Genomic DNA, 22036 nt, shown 5'->3' on the forward strand with positions numbered 1-22036 from the left:
TTCATCCTACCGCCTTTTTGTTTCGATTGCTGATGCTGATTAAATTCTCCAGTTTGGCTATTGCCCTGCCTGAATCGATGCTTTCCTCTGCAAGGTCCACTCCCTGAAGAATCGATTCTGCCTTCCCGGCGGTATAAATTCCAATACCTGCGTTCAGCAGCACTGTATCCCGGTGTGCGCCTTTTTTCCCTTTAAGGACCTGGAGCAAAATGTCTGCATTATCACGTGCATCCCCACCCCTGATCCTACTGTTATCGTACACTGGCAAGTTCACTTCTTCCGGGTTAAGCTTGATTCGCTTGATTTCCCCTTCAGAAACGAGGACCATTTCGTTCTCACCTGCCAGAGAGGCCTCATCCATTCCACCCGCTCCATTCACGACAATCGCCCGCTTCCTATTCAGATTCGCAAGTACACGGGCAAACTTTTCGAGCAAATCCCTGCGATAGATTCCAAGCAGCTGGTAATCAAGCTGTACTGGATTTGTCAGTGGTCCGATTAGATTAAAGATAGTAGGGATTTTCAAGTCCCTTCTTACCTTCATGATTTGTTTCAATTTCGGGTGGACATGAGGAGCAAAAAGAAACGCAATCCCATTCTGTTCAAGGATTTCTTCTGTTGCTTCGGGAGAGAAGTCAAGACTGACACCGAGCGCCTCCAGTACATCCGCGCTCCCGGTCTTGCTCGATACGCTTCTGTTTCCATGCTTCGCTACTGTAATCCCGGCTCCGGCAATAACAAATGCGGAAGTAGTGCTTATGTTGAAGCTTTTTGATCCATCTCCTCCTGTTCCGCAATTATCCAAAACATTCGGTATATTTTTTGTAAAAGTAAGTGCATGCTTTCTGATGGCTTTTACCAACCCTGATACTTCATCAGGGGTTTCTCCTTTTGACTTGAGACCTGTCAAAAATGATGCGATTTCGGCATCTGTTGTATCCTGGGTGAACATTTCCTGGACAGCATCTTCCATTTCAATTTCCTGCAATGATTTCCCTTCAACCAACTTTTCAAGATAATATTTCATAAGCTTTTGTCTCCTTTCTGATTTCAGCGAGAAAATTCGATAGAATTTGCTTTCCGCTCTTCGTTCCAATTGATTCTGGATGAAACTGGAGGCCGTATAGAGGGTAATTTTTATGCTTGATCGCCATTATTTCCTGGTCATCAGCCGCTTCTGCCAGCACCTGAAAATCCTCATTAAGCGTGATTCGGTCGATCACCAAAGAGTGATATCTCATTACTTCAGGATGTACCTCGAGATCATTCATTAGCGAAGTGCCTGTATGCAGGAGTTTGGACTCCTTGCCATGCCTGATTTTTTTAGCCTTAATGATCGAACTGCCAAATGCATGGGCTATTGCCTGGTGGCCAAGACATATACCAAGAATTGGGATTGATGACGCCAACTGTTTAATAGTCTCGACACAGATTCCGGCTTGTTCCGGCCTGCCTGGGCCAGGAGAAAGGACAATTGCCTCAGGTTCCATTCGCGAGATTTCCTGAACCGAAATTTTATCGTTCCTGACTGTTTTTACTTCAGCACCCAGTTCGCTTAGATACTGGTAAAGGTTATAGGTAAATGAATCGTAATTATCGATCAGTAGGATCATGGGCTGCCTCCATCAATGCTTTTAATTTATGGTTTGTTTCATCAAACTCTTTTGCGGGGTCAGAGTCATATACAATGCCTGCACCTGCCTGGAGATATCCTTTGCCATCCTTGACAACCAATGTTCTGATCGCTAGGGCAAAATCCATGCTTCCACAAGCAGAGAAATAACCGACCGCTCCTGAATAAACACCTCTTTTTTCAGCTTCAAGCTCGTTGATAATTTGCATCGCCCGAATTTTTGGAGCTCCTGACACTGTTCCTGCGGGAAGGCATGCCGCCAGCCCATCCATTGGGTGGGCATCTGGCAACAGCCTCCCACTTACTTCAGATACGAGATGCATGACAAACTGATACCTTTCTACAGCCAGGAATTTATCAATTTTGACACTGCCGACTTCACATATCCTGCCTAAATCATTCCTTGAGAGATCGACGAGCATCTTATGTTCAGCCAGTTCCTTTTCGTCCTCTTTCAATTCCAATTCCAGTTCTAAATCCTCATCTGCGGATATTCCCCTCGGCCTGGTACCTGCAATCGGGTTGGCAATCATTGTACCATCCCGGTACTTCACGAGGCTTTCAGGGGACGTGCCGGCAACAACATAATCTTCAAAGTCAATGAAGTACATATAAGGGGAGGGATTATCCACTCGCAGCTTTCGATAGAACGAAAATGGATCTCCTTTTGCATCCGCTGCTAGCCTTCTTGACAGCACAACCTGAAAGATTTCTCCCTCTTCGATCAGGTTCTTTGCGGTCCTGACTGATTTTTCAAATTCCTCCCTGTTCTGCGATGCTTTAAAATCTGAAAGTGAAAATCGAATGACTGGCTGCTTTTTGACTGGCGAATCAAGTTCTTTTTTCCGTTTCTTAATTTTCTTAATAAGATCGTCATTGCTGTATCCTGGAAACGGAATGCCGATCAGGTTGATTTTTTGTTTAAGATGGTCAAATACGATGACTTCATTGAAGAACATCAAATGCGCTTCTGGCATTTCAAGAGGATCTTCTTTAAGCGGCCCAATTTCTTCAAAATCGCGAATGAAATCATAGCTTACAAAACCGACACCGCCTCCTATGAAAGGAATATCAAATTCAGGGAATACTTTAGGAAGCATTTCTTTCAGAGCCTCGGAAAATGGAGTCTGTACCTTCTCTTTAACGCCTTTCCTTGCCAGATAAGTCTCTCCCTTTTCACTTAAAAGCTCATAAACGGGATCGCAGCCAATAAAAGAGAATCGCCCTGAGTCGTTATGCTTATGGGAACTTTCCAACAGGAATTTTTTCTTTCCGGATACCATCTGGTACACAGATATCGGGGTTAATGTATCTCCTTCAATCTCTTCAATAAAGATATTTGGTGATTCAACCTTCATATATATCCTCCTTTAGAAAATAAAAAAGTCCCCTATACATGCACAAAGATTGTACTGTATAGAGGACGATTACGATTGGACCGCGGTGCCACCTCATATTGGAGCCTTGAGACTCCCTCTCTTCAGGTACAGGAAACCAAAAAACGTTTCGTTATACCCTATCCTTTTAACGGCGGAATCCCGGGCAAGCCCTACTATTATTTCAGGCTGCCTCTCGCAAGGCCATTCGGCAAGTATTTCTGTACCGGTTCACACCATTCCCGGCTCTCTGTAACAGAAAAATCCTGCTTACTCTTCTTGCTCATCGAGTTTACATAATAAAATTATTGGATTTTGAGGATAAACAAAAAGGGCCCCCATCCTTATTGATTACAATAAGGACGAGAGACCCGTGGTGCCACCTTAATTAGCTGTAAAACAGCTCACTTAACAGCATCGAGCATTGAATGCTTAATGCCTGCCTTTTATAACGATAAGGCCATTTCGCCAAAGCCTACTGCCGTAAGGGTTCGGTCTGGAAGCTCGGAAGTCCATTCGCTGGTACAGTTACACTGATTTCCACCAACCATCAGCTCTCTTAAGTATCTGATCCAGTTACTACTCTTCGTCATCGCTTATTATTTTATTATTCACTATATTAAAGCGGTGATTCGAAAATGTCAACCGAATAAATGAAATATTTTAATTCTTCTGCATTAAAAGTTTCTCAAGGTTTTTCTTCCAGTCTTCTGCCAGTTCCTCAATTCCTAACAGTTCTTCAATCGCTTGATAGTCCTTCCTCTGGTGAAAATATATTTCATTAGCCCTTAAAATCGAAAAGTTATTTTGTATCCTCTCCAAAAAAATAATATCAGAGTCTTCATAGACCATTCCCTCTTGAAGAACACGGAAAAAATAGCCCGTATAGCCAGTCTCGACAACCCTTTTCAGCAGCGTGTCAATTTGGTTATTCTTCGATATTTTTGAACACGGAATCCTTCCCTGTGTCACCTGGATCACAGCTTCTCCAAGCTTGTATGTATCACCTATATAGATATCGGCTTCCAACATTCCAGGGGCTGAAATATTCTCGCCAAAGGTTGGAGGTGCTAATTCCTTTCCGAATTCAACTGACCATTTTGAATAATGCTCTGCTGGATAAAAACAAACAGCTCTGTCAGGTCCTCCATGAAATTCTGTTGCTGCCACGCCATCTCCGTGAAAGGATTCTTTTGATAGTAACGACTGTGTCACTCTTTTTTTACCAATTGCTGATCGTTCTTGTTTGCCGTCCCAGGTCTTAAGCTCCGGCTTCCCGACATTCAGGTACAATATTTGTGCCATGATTCCACCAACCTTCAAGTCTTTTCCAATTATTTTATCCTTTTCACTCTAAAAACTCCATAAGGTTTTTTCACAGAAAAAATCTTTCCCATAAAAAGACATCTGTTATTTCTGTTGTTTAAGTCCACACTAAAAATAGTATGAAAAAAGGCAGGTTACGATCATGAATTATATTGAAAACTTGTTTCCTAAAGCCGGAGGAGTTTCGAATAAAAAAGAGAAGGATTCGAAAAAGGGTAGTGCCAATAATCAAAAATGGGCAATTGTCTCAATCGCATCCATTCCTCTCGTGATGACACTTGGAAATTCGATGCTGATTCCAGTTTTGCCAGTCATGGAAAAGAAGATGGGCATTTCCGCCTTTCAATCGAGCCTGATCATAACCGTTTATTCTATAGTAGCCATATTTTTAATCCCGTTAGCCGGGTACTTATCTGATCATATTGGTCGAAAGAAAGTCATTATTCCAAGCCTGATCATCACTGGAATTGGCGGAACTATTTCAGGGTGGGCCTCATGGCAAATGAACGATGGATACTGGGTTGTCTTAATCGGAAGAGCCTTGCAGGGCGTGGGAGCAGCCGGTGCTTTTCCAATTGTTTTGCCATTGGTTGGAGATATGTTCAAAAACGATGATGAAGTAAGCGGAGCGCTCGGAGAAATCGAAACTGCAAACACTCTTGGAAAGGTTCTCAGCCCAGTATTAGGGTCATTCCTGGCAGGAATCATCTGGTTTATCCCGTTCTTTTCAATACCCGTTTTCTGTGCCCTGTCAATAATCATGATGATTTTCCTGGTAAAAAGTCCGAAAAAGAAACAAGAACCATTGCCATTCAAGGATTTCCTAAAAAAAATAAAACTGATTTTCACTGAAAATGGGCGCTGGCTGTATGCCATCTTTTTTATTGGTGCTATTGTCATGTTCGTGTTGTTTGGAGTCTTATTTTACCTGTCCGATATTCTGGAGAACAAATATGGAATAAAGGACTTGAAAAAAGGACTGGTTCTTGCCTTGCCATTAGGGGCACTATGCCTTTCATCATTTATCACCGGTAAAGTAATAAAAAAGAATATGGTCCTTATGAAGTGGATTACGTTCTCTAGCTTAGTGTTGCTTGGTATAGCAGTGGCCCTCCTGAGTTTTTCGAGGGAGTTATGGTTTATTATTTCCATGTTCCTTGTTGCCGGCATCGGTATAGGTGCAAGCCTGCCGCCAATGGATGCCTTAATCACTGAGAGTATTGAAAAAGAAGAACGAGGTACCATTACATCCATATATAGCTCAATGAGGTTCATAGGAGTGGCCGCAGGTCCTCCCGTCATTGCTCTGATGATGAAAAATTCAAATAAGCTAATGTTCATTATCCTAACCGCTTTAAGCATCGCTGCCGCTCTAGCAACATTTCTTGCCATAAAACCAGATAAAAAAGAGGCGTAAAAACGCATTGTATAATCTAACAATGCGTTTTTTCAACGCCAGTCAGATTGTTCTTCCAAAAACTTCTCTATTTCAGTGTTGAACTGCTGCCATTTCTTAACAGGAACCTGATGTGAGACTTTTGGAATAATGGCTTTTTGAAAATGTCCCAACTCTCTTTCATAGGCCCTTATGTGCTGGTTGATGAAATCTCTCGAACCATAAATAAGCAGCAAAGGTACATTTAAATTTTTCAGTCTTCCGCTGCAAGAATAGTTCAATGATTCGTGGTAAAAGTCGAACCATGTATTCAAATCTGTTTTCAACATATGTTCAATGAGTTCCATCCTGTAATTCTTATCAAAGGTATGTGCAGTTGCAATCACCTTCGCCAGGGTTTTAGGGGAATTTTTCACGAAATACATTCCCATCAAATGCTCATATTTCAATGCGGGTGACTGTACCTCTGTAAAGCCGCCAGAAAGGATAAGCGTCTTCGTTCTTTCCGGGTAAGTCAGGGCAAATTCCTGTGCTATGCTGCCTCCGGAGGAATAGCCGCACAACGCAACTTTTTCCAGTCCTATAGAATCGACCAATCTTAAGACTTCTTCGGCATACTTTTGGATTGTAACGCTTTCTAGTACAGCTGTTGAATCACCATGACCGCTTAAGTCAGGAAGGATTAGTCTATATCGTTGGCTCAGTGGCCTTTGGTATCGAAACACCTTCCTTCCCATTCCCGGTGGGTGCAAAAAGATAATTGGACTTCCTTGTCCAATCTCTTCGTAAAAGAGATCACCATACTCTAAATTGCATAAAGTCAATCGCCATTCACTCCCTATGCATGGTTTAACATAACTTCCTCAGTATAACCAAATGGCAAAACATCTCATGCATGAAAGTGCTTATAATCGTGACTTTGACAGCCCTGTATGGTATTCTTGTATTGTATATTTGTACAGAATGACTGCCGGTGTTGGCCCACCGACAGTCTCCGCAATAGCCGTTCCCTTAGAAGATCGGCAAAAAGCAGCTGGACCTCTCACCGTTTTTTTACGGTTATGAGAGGTCTATTTTTTTTGGCTTAACGTCAGGATTGCGAGGATTAGACTGGCAAAAGAAAACATTGCCATAAAGGTCTCGAATACTGTCATAGGCATCACCCCCTTCCTTCGGGGCTAGCCGACCCACCTTGAGATTTGACTATTGCTTCTCAAGTATAACATAACCTTGTCCAAAACAAGAACATATGTTCTTTTTCGAAGTTAAATTAGGGCTAAGATACTAGATGAATCAGCAGTCATCCAGTATCCGCCAGGTTCAGTCTGTCATTAATCTAGGCTTGCCAGGATCACAGTCCGGCTGATTCAGTGAGGCGGCTTCTGCAACTTTAGATAAATAATAACACTCTTCCCTGAACATATGATCAGCCATCAGCGGTGCAAAGCTTCCCAATGCCTGTTCAGTTAACTCCAGCTCCTTTAACTCATCAAGAAATTTCATGAACAGTTGAATTTCCAATGATACCTCTTGATTCATTCTTTGCAAAGCTGGAAAGGAAGTTAAATTCGTTCGCAGGTAACCAGTCATCTCGACTGCTTTTATATAGAAATCCTCAAAATGCTTCATGTATTTCTCACTTTTTGCCTTCAGGCGCTTTTCAACCTGATCGAGGTTACTTTGAATAGCACCAGCATGGCCTGCCGCATCAAGCAGCCAGACAGTATGATGGTGTAATTCGTGGAACACCGGCGGCACCTCACCCCTTTTAAGATACTCAAGAACTCTGATATATTCCTCAACCTCATTGACCATATGGTTGATAAAAGTAGGGCCAAAATGAATTTTCACATTGCCAGTCAGCATTTTTTCTATTAGGTCCAGCTTAAATTGCCTGATTTTCTTCGCTTCTTCGTCCGCTCTCATGCTCAAATGAATGAGATCAGTTGTTTCCACCCTTTGCAGCAGCCTGTCAAAAGTATTAATAAAGTACTTTGCCGTTTCTATTTCCTCCTGCTCTACAGGTACCAGCGCCTCATGCAGGAATCTCCCGTGGTCACCAAGAACCTGTAGCCAAAAACGGTGCTCATACAAGGCAGCACTATTGAAGTCTCTCGCCATCCCCATTCCCCCTTCACAAATCACTTCATATAAGCTTATAGGCAAAGTGATGGAAATATTCATATGCATACAAAAAGGCCTGCAGACTATTAGCCTGCAGGCCTTGGGTATTATCATGCAACTGGTTTCTTCAATATCCCAAGCAGGATTGCTGTCACAACTGAACCGATGAGAATTGCAGCTAGGTATAACAGCCATCCTCCTTCAACGAGCGGCACTACGAACAATCCGCCGTGTGGAGCTCTCAGTCCAATGTTAAACATCATCGTCAATCCGCCGGCAACAGCTGATCCAGCCATTACTGAAGGAATAACGCGCAGTGGATCTGCTGCTGCGAATGGAATAGCACCTTCTGTGATGAAGGAAAGTCCCATAATATAGTTAGCCTTTCCTGCATCCTGGTCTTCCTTGGTAAACTTCTTTTTAAAGAAAGTTGTCGCAAGTGCGATACCAAGCGGAGGCACCATACCTGCCGCCATGATTGCGGCCATTGGCTCATATACACCACTTGCAAGCAAGCCAGTTCCAAAAACGTAAGCTGCTTTATTAACCGGTCCGCCCATGTCAAATGCCATCATTAATCCCAAAACAATACCAAGCACTACAGCATTCCCAGTTCCTAATCCAGAAAGCCAGTCTGTGATTGCCTGATTCAGGGCACCGACTGGTTTGTTTACCAAGAACAACATGATAAACCCTGTTAAAGCAATACCGAACAATGGATACAAGAGAATTGTCTTGATCCCCTCTAGTGAAGCAGGCAATCCAGCGAATAATTTCTTGAGTCCCAACACTAGATAACCAGCAAGGAAACCAGCTACCAATCCACCAAGGAATCCACCACCGCCAGTTGCAGCAAGCAATCCACCGACCATACCCGGAGCAAAACCTGGTCTGTCAGCAATACTTAGTGCGATGAAACCTGCAAGAATTGGCACTAGTAATCCAAATGCACCGCTTCCTCCACCTATGTCCATCAACGCTTTGGCAATTGGGTGATAAGATGGATCATCTGGATTAAACGCGTTATAGCCGAACATGAAGGAAATAGCGATTAAGATACCGCCCCCGACAACGAAAGGAAGCATATTCGATACGCCATTCATCAGATGCTTATAAACTCCGCCCCGGCTTTCTTTCTTTTCTGCCGCTGCATTGCCTGATGCCTTGTATAGTGGCGCATCCCTTTTGACAGCCCTTTCAATCAGGTCCTTTGGTTTGCGGATTCCGTCCGCAACAGGCACATCAATTAATGGCTTTCCGGCAAATCTGTCCATATCAACCTTTGTATCAGCGGCAATGATGACTGCTTCAGCGTTTTCAATGTCTTCTTGTGTCAAGACATTCTTTGCCCCGCCTGAGCCATTCGTTTCCACCTTGATATCAATGCCCATTTCAGCCGCTTTCGCTTTTAATGAATCAGCAGCCATATAAGTGTGAGCTATTCCAGTAGGGCATGCCGTTACTGCTACAATGAATTTTTTATTGTTCCTTTCAACCTTCTCTTCGGTTTCTTCCTGATCGTAGCTGTTAATGATTCCAATGACATCATTAGCAGTTTTTGCCCCAATAAGTTGTTCACGTGCATCGGCATTCATCAAAATGGAGGAAAGTCGCGCAAGTGCTTCAAGATGAGTATTGTTTGCGCCTTCAGGTGCTGCAATCATGAAGAACAGGTGTGCAGGCTGTCCGTCCAATGATTCATAATCGATTCCAGCCTCTGACCGTCCAAAAACAATTGCCGCATCCTTCACAACTGAAGTTTTCGCGTGTGGAATAGCTATCCCGTCCCCTACGCCTGTGGTGCTTTGTTGTTCACGTTTTAGGATTGCTTCTTCAAAAGCATTGCGGTCTGTAATTTTCCCCGCCCGCTCTAGCACTCCTACGAGCTCAGTCACTGCATCTTGTTTTGATGCAGCATTCATGGATAACAGAATCGTTTCTCTAGTTAGTAGTTCTGTAATTCTCATGGTTTCTCCCCCTTACTAGTTTTTCTGTATTTTTACTTCTTGAAGAAGTTGTTCAACTTTATCAGGTGTACATAATCCGATTGAAAACGCAGTTGCGCTTCCAGATGCAACACTATAGCGGAATGCTTCTTTTCGATCACCAGTTTTTAGATACTGGGCCAGGAAACCAGCAACCATTGAATCCCCGGCACCTACTGAGCTTTTGACTTCACCTTGAGGAACAGCGGCTTTATAGGCATCGATTTCATTGATATAGACAGCACCTTTCTCAGCCAATGAGACAATGACATTTTTAGCACCAGCTTCAACTAGTTTTTTTCCATAAAAAATGGCTTCGTCAGCATTAGCGATTTGTTTATTGAACAACTGTCCCAATTCATGATGATTCGGCTTGATCAGGAATGGCCTGTAGTCAAGAATGCTTTTTAGCAAGTCGCCTTCAGCGTCTACGATTACTTCTGCCCCAGTCTTCTTGCAGATTTGGACAATTTCTTCATATATGGATTCAGGCATGCTGGAGGGAATGCTTCCTGCAAGAATAAGAAAATCGCCATTTCCGAGCAGCATGACCTGCTCCTTCAATGACTCTATTGCCAGTGTTGAGATTTCAGGGCCGCGAGCATTTATTTCTGTTTCTGTTCCGGCCTTAAGCTTAATGTTAATCCTTGTATCACCTTCGACATTGATAAATCTTGTTTGCACGCCTTCCCGGTTAAGAAACTCCTCGACATACTTGCCGGTGAAGCCTCCAATAAAACCTGTTGCCTTGCTTTCAACTCCAAGAGAACGAAGGACCCTTGAAACATTAATCCCTTTACCGCCGGGAAGCTTTGTTTCGTTTGAACTTCTATTCAAACTGCCTAGTTGGATTTCATCAGCTTCAACGATGTAATCAACGGATGGGTTAAGAGTAAGAGTGTATATCATGTTGTCACAACCTTTATTGAAGTTTTGCTCGTATATTGTCCTTTATGATCTTCATCAATTGTATTGGTGATGATCGTTGCTTCATGCAAGTCTGCTATTTTTGCGAACGTAATCTCAGAAAACTTACTGTCATCAGTTAGCACAAATGATTCTCGAGATAATGACATCGCTTTTTGCTTGATCATTGCTTCTTCCTGGTCTGGTGTCGTATACCCTGAATGAGGATGGATACCATTCACTCCGAGGAAGCATTTATCAAAGCGGTACTGTTCAAGGCTTGCCAGAGCTCCTCTTCCGATGATTGCATTCGTTTTTGGTTTGGCATATCCGCCTATCACATATGTTTCAATATTTCTTTCAAGCAGCTGCGGTAAATGCATGAGACCATTGGTGACCACTACAATATCTTTAACCTGAAGAGAACTGATCATCTCGAAAACAGTTGATCCGGCATCAAGGTAAATACTGTCACCTTCTTCCACAAAACTTGCAGCATATTGGGCGATTTGCTTTTTTTCCTGAAGGAATTTGGTGGATTTTTCAACCATGCTTGGCTCCTGGAGTTTGCCCCTTAATCTGGCTGCTCCGCCATGCACTCTTTTAAGAAACTTCCCCTCCTCAAGAATTGTCAGGTCGCGGCGAATGGTTGATTCCGAAGCTTCAGTGAGATCAACTATTTCCTGTATTTTTACTATTGGTTTTTCTTTAATCATTTGAATGATGAGCTGGTGGCGCTCAGGTGTTAACATGAGCCATTCCTCCTATTTGCTTCGTATTTTCATCATAATGTAATCGATTTCAGAAATCAATCATTTTCTTTCAAAAACAATCATTATTAATCAAATTTTACATTACAGTGAACGTTTTTGACAGTTATCAGAAAATAAAAAAAGCGCAAGCGCCTTGGTCAGCCCCGACAAGCGTTGGAGGGCCGACCGGTGAAGTCGCTCTTTGACTTCATTGGGCGGACCGAAACGTCTCGAGGGGCTAGGCGCTGGAGCTAGACACTAACCTAAGTGAATAAATTTATACATTCTTATCCAGTAAAAAAAACCTCCATAACGGAGGTTCTTCTCAATAGTGTCCCTATAATATTAACGCCTTGATACCCTGGTATCCAAAGTAAACTCCAAAACCAAGCAAAGAGAGACCGGACAATATTGAAATGGCCCTCAAACTGCTATAATTCAAAAATCTCCTGAAGCCGGTCGTTATCGCTGCTACAAAAATATCCCACAATGCCAGACCAAGAAAAATCATGCTGCTATAAATCAGCAGGTCTGTCCGTCCATAGTTGCTGGCAGTTTTTGCAAGTACCGAACCATAGATTCCTAGCCAGAAAAGGATTGATAAAGGACTGCTGATCGACATGATAAATCCGGTAAGGAAACATTTTAGCATCGATTCTTTACCACGGCTGAAAGCTAGATCAATGTTATTCGCCTTTACAATGCATTCAATTCCAGAGTAGATGAGGACGAATCCTCCAAATAACCAAAGGAATATTTGAATGATAGGCATGTCCAAAAAATTCACAAGACCTAAATAGATTAACAGCATAAAAATAGCATCGGCAATCATTGAACCTGTCCCTACAATCCAGGCATGCCAGAAACCATTTTTGATCCCCTTATCCAACCTGGCTGAGTTTACCGGGCCAATCGGTGCTGCCAATGTTAATCCAAGGAAAATATAACTGACTAGTAAACTGACACTCAAGACCTCGTCCCCCAACACACAAAAACTTTGTACATTGTATGTTTGAGAATCCAATTCTAATACTGCCTGTCCAATTTTTTGCTCATATATTCATAAGTAGCTAGAGTGAAATTTTATAATTGAATCGTTAGTTTTTTGTGCTATAATTCTTATATAAAATACGCGGGTGTGGCGGAATCGGCAGACGCGCTAGATTCAGGTTCTAGTGGTGGCAACACCGTGGAGGTTCAAGTCCTCTCATCCGCATACAGAAAAGGTGCCTATACAATGGGCACTTTTTTTGTTTAGAATGACTCTTTTTGTAATCTTTGTTACTTTCTCCACCTAGAGAAAACACAAATAATTACGCCTAATCACTTATCAGCGTATAGAACAGAGCCTCAAAGCCCGAGGGAACAACCATTGGAAAAAGCAAAAAAACAGCCTGGATAACCAGACTGTTTTTTGCTTAAAATTATCCGATTAGATTCTGACTATGGTTGTTAACCACTTCAAGAACCTTAGTTGTCTGCTCCATATCACTTTGACAAATTGGGCAAGCGGGGACATTGCTGCTTTTAAAGTTGTCGCGAACCCAGCAATTGCAATCATCAGAAGTACATACCCATACTTTCGTTTCAGCGGTTACGATCTCTTCAGGCGGTTTTCTTCCAAATGCCATTTCCTCACGCTCCTATAGGTTTAATTATGGTCCTTTTCGATTTAGTAACCTCTACATATAGTCAAGTTGATTTTCAGGATCACTTGAAAAAATGCAAGCAATAAATACTCGAAAAGACCTTATCATCGTTCGATTGATAAAAAAATTCATTTATTATAAAAAGCTGGCAAATGAAACTTTTTATAATAAATGAATGATCCGAAAGTTGATATCTATTCCATTTTACCACACTTTCTTATTTTTACCAAAAGTGACACTCCGGTAGTGCCTGCGCAACAGTTACTAGTATATTCTTTTCATCCTCGATTTATTAAAACTGTCTCAAAAAAATATTCAATTTATACAAAAACAGGTTGTACGCCTGCAGAAGTTTGAATAGAAATAGTACAAGCAAATTACGCTTTGACTATTGGAGGTATTTTAAAAGTGAATGTCTTCTTAGGCTATATTTTTCTTGGATTATCATTGGCCGCTCCGATCGGTCCTGTAAATGCAGCGCAGATGGACAAAGGAATCAAGAGCGGTTTTTTTCAGGCATGGCTGCTCGGCCTAGGCGCCCTGACGGCAGATATCATATATATGCTGACTGTCTATCTTGGGGTTGTTAAATTTCTCGAGACTCCGTTCATGCAATCTTTTCTCTGGCTGTTTGGATTCTTTGTCCTGATGTATACAGGCATAGAGACAATCATGAGCTCCGGAAAAATTGTGATGGATAATCGAAGTGAGGATTCCGGTTTCAAGTCATTTTTATCAGGGTTTATCATGTCCATTTCCAACCCGCTGACAATCTTATTTTGGCTGGGAATTTACGGATCTGTCCTTGCAAAGACCGCTTCCTCCTATGGAACCGGCGAACTTGTTTTATACAGTTTTGGCATCATACTAGGCCTTATACTTTGGGACATTGTTATGGCGGCTATTTCCAGCAGCTTCCGTAAACTGCTTACCACAAGATTACTGACATTTATTTCTCTTGTATCCGGATTTTCATTAATTGGCTTTGCCCTATTTTTCGGATATCAGGCATTGAAGCTTTTTCTGTAAAAAAGAGTGCTCAAGTGTTGGGGCGTCACATATCCTGAAAATCGTTTCCGTAAAACCTGTCACAATAATCACGTTTTCTTGACAGCTTTGAGCTCTACACCCTGAAACCTGTCATAATATTCACGTTTTCTTGACAGCTTTGAGCTCTACACCGTGAAACTTGTCATAATAATCACGTTTTCTTGACAGCTTTGAGCTCTACACCCTGAAACCTGTCATAATAATCACGTTTTCTTGACAGCTTTGTGCTCTACAACCTGAAACCTGTCATAATAATCACGTTTTCTTGACAGCTTTGTGCTCCACACCCTGAAACCTGTCATAATAATGCCGTTTTCTTGACAGCTTTGTGCTTTACCCTCTGAAACCTGTCATAATAATCACGTTGTCTTGACAGCTCTGGGTTCTACAACCTGAAACCTGTCACAATAATGCCGGTTTCTTGACAGCTTTGACTTCAAATCCTGAAAAGCTGTCACAATAACGAGCTTTTCTTGACAGCTTTGCCCGCATATCAGATTAAGCTGTCACAATAACAACCGATTCTTGACAGCTTTAACCTCGCATCCTGAAAAGCCGTCTAAACAACACTGGATTTTCTTTGTTTATAATCGCAGATGTGGTATTGGTCTCTATTCCAGCGCATGCAACGGGGCTTATAAAGACCGGTTATCTTCTCAGTTTCTGCCCGAGTTCATTAAACGGAGGACAGAAAAAGCCGATATGTTCCCGGTTTCAATTTCCACATACTGCCCGTTTTCGTTATGTCCTGAAAGCTGCTCTCTATCCTGCATTCTTTCGCTTGGCGGCGAATTTCTTGATTGTTTTTGATGTTTTCGATATATAATAGAGGTGACAAAATTAAAAGGATGAGCATTCATGAATATTACCGGACATACTGTCGAACTCCTTGAAGATCCATTCGGACTTTTAACAGGAAACAGATATGAATTCTTTTTAAATATCGAGGTAGACGAGGAGGACGAGCTCTATACTGAAAAAGGCCTACTTTTGAAGGTTCTTTTCCTGGTAAGTGGAGATGAAAGACGGATCCTGCAAAGCTACTTCATTGAACAGGAAACGGAAAAGGTTCTCGATTTTGAACTTGAGGATGATGAAGTGGTACAAGTAAAGAACTATTGTGAGGAAAACTTGCCTGCCGAGGATGAAACGGATGAGGATACAAATTAAAAAAGAGCAGAATTTCTGCTCTTTTTAATTTGCTTTTAAACTTCTACTGTCTTACCTTCTTCAATGATGTGATAAAGAAGATGGGCAAGGTGCTGAACAGGGCCAAGTTCCCCCTCTTCTTCGTTAAGTTCTTCAGTAAATTCCAGATCATTCAAGTATAATGCTGAAAACTCATAGAAATCCTTCAGTTCAAAACCGTAGCAATTCGATGGCTCTTCGCTCTGGTCCTCATATTGAAGCATCAAATAATATTCTTTGCCGTCCTTATCTTCTGCATCAAAAAAGACAAAAAAACCTATATTCGTATCTAAATCAAACAAATGACGTGTGCCGCCTTCAGTAACTTGGTCATAATCCTCACTGCTTAATTTCTGGACCTTCATTGTTTCCACCTGGTCTTCTGCGTGAAATTTCACTTCAAAGGTTTTCATAATTGTATAACACTCCTGTCTTTAATTTGCATAAGTTGATTTAATTCTTATCTTTGAAAAAGATATGCTCTGCCCTGATTTCTTCTCCGACTGTCAGGATACCATAAGAGAATTCCGGCTGTCTTCTTTTATCAGTCGTCGAGCCGGGATTAAAAACTATTACGCCATTGATTTTCTTTAGGACAGGAATATGCGAATGACCATATACAATGCAATCGACCTCGTCATCCTCGAATGTTTCTATTGCCCTTTTTTCGGTCGTTTTCCCGGTGCCGTGTCCATGGACAATCCCTATATGAAAATCACCTACTCTAAATATTTCTTTCGTTTTGAGCAGACTTTTGAGTTCAGGACCATCTACATTTCCGGTAACTCCAATAACGGGTCCATACTGTTTAAGCTGATTATATAGCTCCTCGCTCTGCCAATCACCAGCATGAATTATGTAATCACAATCTTCCAAATCAAGGAGCAGCCTCTCAGGCAACTGCTTTGCCTTTTTCGGCATATGAGTGTCAGAAATGACCACGATTTTCACGGCTGACCCCACTCCCTTCGCCCGCTGTTCTCTGTTATGTTACCCTGGTGGGAATCGATTAACCATTCTCAGGGTCTTTATATTTTGTCACATTAAAATAATCACTCGTCCTGTTATAACTGTTGAACTCAATATCAAGGTCATGAAAATATCGGTGAAGCTGAAGTAATATCTTCTTATCTTTTTTTCCACCTTCAATGGTCTTGGAGTAATTTAAAATGGTTTCAAAATCAGTTTGGAGCGCAGTATTGTCTGTTTCAACAGTTACCAGAACAGATAGGATTTCAGAAGCGATCTCCCTCTGCTCCTCCCAATCAACAGATTCTATTCCGCCCCAACCGAGAGTATCATTATATTTAGTATGGAATTCACGAATGAAGCTGCCAACTGTTGAGTAGTTTTCTTGTTCAGACTTTTCCTGGAATACAGCCACAGTCTGACCTCCGTTTTTAAGATTGCTTGAACCACTTTTACCCCTGGCTTCTTGAAGATTACCTGTCTCCCACATTGAATAGCCAGCATATAAACCAAAAGCCAACAAAAACAGACTTGCAGGTAAAATCATAAGTTTCCATTTGCTTTTCTTTTCCATCTGCCTGCCCCCCGTTAAAAACTTATCGTTCTTACACCGCAAATAAATCTAGTCTTAATATTATTTGACAGCCATCACAAAAAACCTTTTATTATTTCCCTTCCACAGCCGGTTCTTCCATAAATGTCCCATAAATAAATTTACGATGAGGAGGAATGAATATGAATCTCAATTTCAGAAAGGTGCGACCGCACTTAACCACCAGAAGTCTTAACCCTGAAAACCAGGAAACCCCTATACACTTTATTTCATTTATTGAACCGGTTGCTGATTCCCTATTTTACCGCCGGAATCATTTTCCTTACCCGATTTTAACACCAGAGTCATTCACACTGAAAATTTCCGGCTCAGTACATCACGCTTTACTGTTCAATTACTCTGATCTCTTAAAATTGCCTTCCAAATCCAAAAGAGTGTTAATTGAGTGTTCAGGTAATAAAAGAGCATATTTCGAGGAAAAAGTCTTTGGAGAGCAGTGGGAAAACGGAGCGATGAGTGAGGGTGTTTGGAAGGGAGTACCTCTGAAGACCTTGCTTGAGTTAGCCGGAATCAAAACCGGAGTAGCCGAGGTCGTTTTTAGAGGACGGGACTCTGGAGTTAAAAACCGCCAATATATTCACTACGAAAGAAGTTTACCAATAGCCATGGCACTTCATCCTGATGTACTGATTGCTTATGAGTATAATGGGAAACCACTCTCCCATAAACACGGCTTCCCTTTCCGGCTGATAGTTCCAGGATGGTACGCGATGGCGTCTGTCAAATGGCTTAATGAAATCATTCTTATTAAAGAAAAATTTACAGGTCCTTTCCAGACTAATGACTATGTTTATTATTATAAAAACGGCACATCTGAGCCAGTGACTACAAACCATGTAAACTCAACAATCCAGCAGCCACAAGATAAACAGCTTGTTAAAAGCGGTACTCACGAAATTAAGGGAATCGCATGGACAGGGTCTTGCGCCATCTCGAAGGTAGAAATAAGCTTTGATAAAGGCGATAGCTGGGCGCAAGCCAAACTGGAGAAAACTCCTAAAGAACATCAGACTGTGTCATGGAGTTATCCTATAGAATTTAAACCTGATAATGAATATCACATTTCCGTTAGAGCAACAGACAGCGAAGGTAAAACGCAGCCTGAAGAGGCGATCTGGAACAAGAAAGGCTATGGCTATAATGCGGTTATGCATATTACTGTAAAAGCAGAATGAAGAAAAACCAGGTGCACGAGATATCAGCACCTGGTTTTACCCTCACTTAGTCATTTTTTTTGAATATAATACTTAATCAATTGATCCAGCAAATGATTTAAATCGGTGAATGTATAGCCAAGCCCTTCTGCAAGGGAAGTGTCGATCGACCAGGAACCGGGCAATGCATAAGGTGAGACCGTACCGCTTGTATTGCTGTTCTCCACAACAGCTTCTTTATTGGCCAGCAAAGCGATTTTACCAACCAATTCTTGCAAGCTTATATCTCCTGCAGATCCTGGATTGATTGGCCCTTCAAAGTCAGAATTCCCGATTTCCAACAGAAAACTTGCTGCTTCATCAGCATGTATGAAGCTGTAGCGCAATTCAGGATCCTGTATGCCTATTGGTTGGCCGGCAAGTATTTTATCAACATGAAATTTCAAGCGCTCTGTGTAATCATCTTCAGAGACGACAATCGGGAATCGGACGGAAACAACCTCAAAATAACCAAGCTGGTGGAATACTGCTTCAGAGGCTCTTTTAGCCTCTTTGTATCCTTCATACCCTGGGTACTCTTTACGGGTTTTGTATTTTATTTCATATGTATAAGGATCAAAATTTCCTTCTGCATGAAGTGTGCCAAACTCATACACAGCCTGTGTAGAAGTGAAAATATAGCGACCCACTTTCCCATTCAACGCCTCTGCAGTATCCCTCGCCTCAATTGGCGAAAAGCAGGATTGGTCATACACCAGGTCCCAGTCTTGATCTCCAAATGCTGCTGCCATCGTCTCTTTTTTTTCACGATCAATCACCAGCCGCTTTACCTTATCACCAAAGTGATCACTTTTACTTCCTCTTGTGGCTATCGTTACTTCATCGCCATTTTCTATCAGCTTTTGGACCAGCTTTTTTCCAAAGTACTGGGTTCCTCCAAGCACTAGAACTCTCCTCATTAAAAAATCCCCCTTTTCTATAATGACTAATTCTTCTTTGATTTGTGAATTTCCTTTAATGTCTAATGCAGAAATTGAAAACCGGCCACAATATTGGGGCCGGCTGGGTCATATAGGTGCTTTCTTTATGCTTGTTTCTTTTCCTTTGCCTTTGGTTTCGCGGCAGTTTTTTTCTTCTTTGCTGCTGGAGCTGTCTCCTTCTTCTTTTCTGGTTTGGTACGGTCAATGGAGGCCTGAAGTGCGGCCATAAGATCTGTAACATTGGAAACAGGCTCTTTTTCTGTAGGAGTGACAAGCTCCTTACCGGTACGCTTCGCTTCAATCAGCTCTAATAATGCTGTCCGATAATCATCCTTGTATTTTTCTGGTTCAAACTCAGTTGTCAACTGATCGATGAGCATGACGGCAGTGTCCAGTTCCTTTTCCGTTACTTTATCTTCTTCCGGTACATTCGGCACATCTACAGCATTTCTTACCTCATCAGGGAAATGAATGGTCTCCATTACGAGTGTATTATTATAGACTCTCACTACTGCGAGTTGCTCTTTTGCCCTTATGATTATTTTGGCAATACCAACCTTCTGCGATTCCTCCAGAGCCTTCCTGAGAAGAGAATATGCTTTGCCGCCACCCTCGTTCGGGGACATAAAATAGCTCCGCTGAAAGTAAATTGGATCGATTTCAGTAATTTTTACAAAATCGATAATTTCCACGGCTTTATCTTCGTTTTCCTTCCTCAATGCTTCAAGGTCTTCATCTTCAAGGACGACAAACTTTCCTTTCGTATACTCATAAGCCTTCACGATGTCTTCGCTTTTCACTTCAACATCACACACAGGGCATGTTTTCTCATATTTAATTGGTGAGTGGCACTCTTTATGAAGGGTACGCAGTTTAATGTCTCTATCCTCAGTCGCGGCATGAAGTTTTATTGGGATATTGACGAGCCCAAAGCTGATGCTCCCTTTCCAAATTGTATGCATTACGTTCTCCACCTTATCGTTTTATTACTAATGTGCTTAAGAATGGATTTATCATGCATTAAAACATTTGCCAGCGTACTAGTTTGAGCTTAAACAGGAACAATATAAATACGACTGGTGAAAGGATGGGGAAAATGCTGAAACCAATGCTCCCTACACTTGCGTTCGAAACGCCACAAGGGGATGAATGGCGTTATGAGATTAAATTTGATGGCTTCCGAGCCCTGTTGACTTGGGATCAGGAAATTGAACTGACAAGCCGGAATGGGAAACCGCTGCTTCCGCTGTTTCCAGAATTATCGAAGTTCCTGGCTGCCAAAAAGGAAAAGTTCCAGCCATATCTTCCTCTTACTTTTGACGCAGAGCTCGTTTACCTGGAGAATCCATATAAGGCGAATTTTGGCGCGATCCAAATCAGGGGAAGAATGAGGTCTCAGGGAAAAATAAAAGCAGAAGCAGATAGGAATCCATGCAGGCTGATGGTGTTCGATCTTTTGAGGATAGAAGGAAAAAGTATAGCATCTGAAAGTTACAAAGACAGGCGTACAAAACTTCAATCCCTGTTTTCCGAGATTAGTCTGCCACTCTCTCCCAACCACCAAAACCCGGACTTAGTACAACTTGTCCCAAGTGAAACGGATTTGAAAGGCTTATGGGAAAACGTCGTCATCTACGATGGTGAGGGTATAATCGCCAAACAATACAATAGCAAATGGGAAGCAGGCAAACGGACGGAAACATGGATTAAGACAAAAAACTGGAAGTATGTCTCCTGTTTTGTGACGGCATATGAGAAATCCAATGGATACTTTTATATCTCTGTTTATAAAAACTCAAGTATTCACCAAATCGGCCTTGTGATCTTCGGCTTTAAGCCAGAAGAAAAAAATGCTCTCCATCAGATTATCAAGCAAAATAAAAGTGGCGAAAACGATCAATTCATTTATGTGGAACCAGGGATATGCCTTGATGTGAAATACTTGGAAATCTATGAGGACCAGCTTCGTGAGCCTCATTTCCATCAATTCCGGTTCGATTTAAGTCCAGATTCATGTACGTATGAAAAATTCGTTTTCCAACAAAAGAACCTGCCACCGGATATTGAAATCACCCATCCAGACAAGCCAATTTGGGAAGAACCGCCGATTCAAAAGGTTGATTACATTCATTATTTAAGGGAGATTTCTCCCTATATGCTTCCTTTCCTGGAAGACCGCCTATTAACAGTGATCCGCTATCCTCACGGCATGTTTGGCGAAGCCTTTTACCAAAAAAACGTTCCTGATTATGCACCAGACTTCGTCGAAACTTCGAAATCTGAAGGCATTGAGTATATTGTCTGCAATAATATGAAAACCTTGCTTTGGCTCGGAAATCAAATTGCCATTGAGTTTCATATCCCCTTCCAAAGAATCAACAGCAAAGGGCCTGATGAAATCGTCTTTGACCTGGATCCACCCTCAAGGGATCATTTCCATTTGGCGATTAAAGCTGCTCTTTATATTAAAGAGGTATTGGATGAATTGAAGCTGATCAGCTTTATAAAAACCTCTGGGAACAAAGGGCTGCAGGTGTACATCCCGCTCCCGGATAATACTTATAGCTATGATGATACTAAATTGTTCACATCCTTCATCGCGAACTATCTTGTTTCAAAAGACCCGGAATCGTTCACGATTGAGCGGTTGAAGAAAAACAGGGGCGACCGATTATATGTAGATTACATCCAGCATGCTGAAGGCAAGACGATTGTCAGTCCATATTCTGCTCGGGGTAAATCACATGCAGGTGTAGCCACTCCGCTATTCTGGGAGGAAGTGAACGAGAATTTGAGTATTGAGGATTTCCACTTAGGGACGATCATCCAGCGCGTGCAAAAGTCAGGCTGTCCGTTCAGGACATACTTTGCAGCTAAAGCAGAACAGAATTTCGAACCGGTCCTGAATGTCCTGAAGGCAAAAAAATCCTGAGGA

General features: G+C 41.9%; 22 protein-coding genes, 1 tRNA gene and 2 other annotated features. Of the genes, 6 read left to right on the plus strand and 17 right to left on the minus strand.

Annotated features, from left to right (window positions below; all coding sequences use genetic code 11):
- Position 1: 1 nt before the first annotated feature.
- From trpD to AC0VX7_RS14725, 4 genes are all read right to left on the minus strand, one after another.
- Positions 2–1027: an anthranilate phosphoribosyltransferase gene (gene trpD, locus AC0VX7_RS14710; protein WP_475424849.1), complete on the minus strand. Its 1026-nt coding sequence runs from the start codon at positions 1025–1027 to the stop codon at positions 2–4.
- On the minus strand, positions 1011–1613 hold the full coding sequence (locus AC0VX7_RS14715) for an anthranilate synthase component II (protein WP_475424850.1): 603 nt from the start codon (positions 1611–1613) through the stop codon (positions 1011–1013). Before AC0VX7_RS14715 ends, trpD begins: the two co-directional genes overlap by 17 nt.
- Complete coding sequence (gene trpE, locus AC0VX7_RS14720) at positions 1594–2991, minus strand: anthranilate synthase component I (protein ID WP_475424851.1); 1398 nt, start codon at positions 2989–2991, stop codon at positions 1594–1596. The genes AC0VX7_RS14715 and trpE overlap by 20 nt, the downstream gene beginning before the upstream one ends.
- Positions 2992–3049: 58 nt before the next feature.
- Positions 3050–3305 (minus strand) — a binding site (T-box leader).
- A gap of 59 nt (positions 3306–3364) precedes the next feature.
- Positions 3365–3611: a binding site (T-box leader), on the minus strand.
- Positions 3612–3672: 61 nt separating this feature from the next.
- The gene (locus tag AC0VX7_RS14725) at positions 3673–4314 is read right to left on the minus strand and encodes an MOSC domain-containing protein (RefSeq protein WP_475424852.1); all 642 of its coding nucleotides are present in this window, start codon (positions 4312–4314) and stop codon (positions 3673–3675) included.
- A 163-nt stretch (positions 4315–4477) separates the two neighbouring features.
- Between AC0VX7_RS14725 and AC0VX7_RS14730 the strand changes: the two genes are divergently transcribed.
- The gene (locus AC0VX7_RS14730; protein WP_215036253.1) at positions 4478–5752 is read left to right on the plus strand and encodes an MFS transporter; all 1275 of its coding nucleotides are present in this window, start codon (positions 4478–4480) and stop codon (positions 5750–5752) included.
- Positions 5753–5784: 32 nt separating this feature from the next.
- Here AC0VX7_RS14730 and AC0VX7_RS14735 read toward each other — a convergent pair whose 3' ends face one another.
- From AC0VX7_RS14735 to AC0VX7_RS14765, 7 genes are all read right to left on the minus strand, one after another.
- Positions 5785–6555 (minus strand): alpha/beta fold hydrolase, encoded by a 771-nt coding sequence (locus AC0VX7_RS14735; RefSeq protein WP_475424853.1) that lies wholly within the window; start codon positions 6553–6555, stop codon positions 5785–5787.
- 246 nt (positions 6556–6801) lie between these two features.
- Positions 6802–6891 carry a putative holin-like toxin gene (locus AC0VX7_RS14740; protein ID WP_369385620.1) on the minus strand — a complete coding sequence of 30 codons (90 nt, stop codon included), beginning with the start codon at positions 6889–6891 and terminating at the stop codon, positions 6802–6804.
- A 160-nt stretch (positions 6892–7051) separates the two neighbouring features.
- Positions 7052–7852, minus strand: coding sequence for a DUF2935 domain-containing protein (locus tag AC0VX7_RS14745; RefSeq protein WP_475424854.1), 801 nt, complete (start codon positions 7850–7852; stop codon positions 7052–7054).
- A 113-nt stretch (positions 7853–7965) separates the two neighbouring features.
- Positions 7966–9822, minus strand: a complete 1857-nt coding sequence (locus AC0VX7_RS14750) for a PTS fructose transporter subunit IIABC (protein ID WP_475424855.1) — start codon at positions 9820–9822, stop codon at positions 7966–7968.
- Between the two features lie 15 nt (positions 9823–9837).
- Complete coding sequence (gene pfkB / locus AC0VX7_RS14755) at positions 9838–10749, minus strand: 1-phosphofructokinase (protein WP_475424856.1); 912 nt, start codon at positions 10747–10749, stop codon at positions 9838–9840.
- Positions 10746–11498 carry a DeoR/GlpR family DNA-binding transcription regulator gene (locus AC0VX7_RS14760; protein ID WP_475424857.1) on the minus strand — a complete coding sequence of 251 codons (753 nt, stop codon included), beginning with the start codon at positions 11496–11498 and terminating at the stop codon, positions 10746–10748. The genes pfkB and AC0VX7_RS14760 overlap by 4 nt, the downstream gene beginning before the upstream one ends.
- Before the next feature lie 337 nt (positions 11499–11835).
- Positions 11836–12468: a LysE family transporter gene (locus AC0VX7_RS14765; RefSeq protein WP_041967497.1), complete on the minus strand. Its 633-nt coding sequence runs from the start codon at positions 12466–12468 to the stop codon at positions 11836–11838.
- A 162-nt stretch (positions 12469–12630) separates the two neighbouring features.
- On the opposite strand from AC0VX7_RS14765, the gene AC0VX7_RS14770 reads away from it, so the two are divergent.
- A tRNA-Leu gene (locus tag AC0VX7_RS14770) sits at positions 12631–12714 on the plus strand.
- Positions 12715–12922: 208 nt separating this feature from the next.
- Here AC0VX7_RS14770 and AC0VX7_RS14775 read toward each other — a convergent pair.
- Positions 12923–13129, minus strand: a complete 207-nt coding sequence (locus AC0VX7_RS14775; protein ID WP_041967496.1) for a cold-shock protein — start codon at positions 13127–13129, stop codon at positions 12923–12925.
- 426 nt (positions 13130–13555) lie between these two features.
- Here AC0VX7_RS14775 and AC0VX7_RS14780 point away from each other — a divergent pair, with 426 nt between their 5' ends.
- Together AC0VX7_RS14780 and AC0VX7_RS14785 are read left to right on the plus strand one after the other, a co-directional pair.
- Positions 13556–14176, plus strand: a complete 621-nt coding sequence (locus tag AC0VX7_RS14780) for a LysE family transporter (RefSeq protein ID WP_215036248.1) — start codon at positions 13556–13558, stop codon at positions 14174–14176.
- A gap of 879 nt (positions 14177–15055) precedes the next feature.
- Positions 15056–15367, plus strand: coding sequence for a DUF6509 family protein (locus AC0VX7_RS14785; protein WP_475424858.1), 312 nt, complete (start codon positions 15056–15058; stop codon positions 15365–15367).
- A 35-nt stretch (positions 15368–15402) separates the two neighbouring features.
- Here the strand turns inward: AC0VX7_RS14785 and AC0VX7_RS14790 are convergent, their stop codons facing one another.
- The 3 genes from AC0VX7_RS14790 to AC0VX7_RS14800 are packed head-to-tail and all read right to left on the minus strand — an operon-like array spanning position 15403 to position 16928.
- Positions 15403–15798: a cytosolic protein gene (locus tag AC0VX7_RS14790; protein ID WP_475424859.1), complete on the minus strand. Its 396-nt coding sequence runs from the start codon at positions 15796–15798 to the stop codon at positions 15403–15405.
- 40 nt (positions 15799–15838) lie between these two features.
- Positions 15839–16348, minus strand: coding sequence for a metallophosphoesterase family protein (locus AC0VX7_RS14795; protein WP_475424860.1), 510 nt, complete (start codon positions 16346–16348; stop codon positions 15839–15841).
- 46 nt (positions 16349–16394) lie between these two features.
- A complete protein-coding gene (locus AC0VX7_RS14800) occupies positions 16395–16928 on the minus strand; it encodes a hypothetical protein (protein ID WP_475424861.1) in 534 nt (177 codons plus the stop codon).
- Positions 16929–17089: 161 nt separating this feature from the next.
- Between AC0VX7_RS14800 and AC0VX7_RS14805 the strand changes: the two genes are divergently transcribed.
- Positions 17090–18142: a sulfite oxidase gene (locus AC0VX7_RS14805; protein ID WP_475424862.1), complete on the plus strand. Its 1053-nt coding sequence runs from the start codon at positions 17090–17092 to the stop codon at positions 18140–18142.
- 50 nt (positions 18143–18192) lie between these two features.
- Here the strand turns inward: AC0VX7_RS14805 and AC0VX7_RS14810 are convergent, their stop codons facing one another.
- Entirely contained in the window at positions 18193–19080 is an 888-nt protein-coding gene (locus tag AC0VX7_RS14810; RefSeq protein WP_475424863.1) for an NAD-dependent epimerase/dehydratase family protein, read from the minus strand.
- 125 nt (positions 19081–19205) lie between these two features.
- Positions 19206–20063: a non-homologous end joining protein Ku gene (ku, locus tag AC0VX7_RS14815; RefSeq protein ID WP_475424864.1), complete on the minus strand. Its 858-nt coding sequence runs from the start codon at positions 20061–20063 to the stop codon at positions 19206–19208.
- A gap of 137 nt (positions 20064–20200) precedes the next feature.
- On the opposite strand from ku, the gene AC0VX7_RS14820 reads away from it, so the two are divergent.
- The gene (locus tag AC0VX7_RS14820) at positions 20201–22033 is read left to right on the plus strand and encodes a DNA ligase D (protein WP_475428161.1); all 1833 of its coding nucleotides are present in this window, start codon (positions 20201–20203) and stop codon (positions 22031–22033) included.
- The last annotated feature ends 3 nt before the right edge of the window (positions 22034–22036 follow it).

This window comes from Mesobacillus sp. QJM3NY_10 (genome assembly GCF_056173465.1).